1 pseudogene is annotated in these 269 nt (G+C 44.6%); it reads right to left on the reverse strand.

The annotated features are described in order from the left end of the window. Positions 1 to 269, reverse strand: a pseudogene (locus SB749_RS19615) (sugar ABC transporter ATP-binding protein); the annotation flags it as partial.

The raw sequence follows: 269 nt of genomic DNA on the forward strand, positions 1-269 counted from the left end.
GTAATCAAAATCAAAGGCCAAGCTTAAACCGAACGTTAAGCGTGCTTTCATACCAGATGAGTAACTCTTAACAGGCATGTCGAAATAATTGCCGATATCAGCGAATTCTTGGACAAACCGGATTTTTTCATCAATATAGGGGCCACTAGAGTATAGTCGGCAAACAAAACGTACGTTTTGACGACCTGTTAGGCTACCTTGAAAACCCCCTGCGACTCCAACGGGCCATGAGATGGTCGAGTTGGTAATAATCTCGCCATGATCGGGCT

It is taken from the genome of Brevibacterium sp. SIMBA_078, assembly GCF_046534565.1.
Taxonomy (GTDB): domain Bacteria; phylum Actinomycetota; class Actinomycetes; order Actinomycetales; family Brevibacteriaceae; genus Brevibacterium.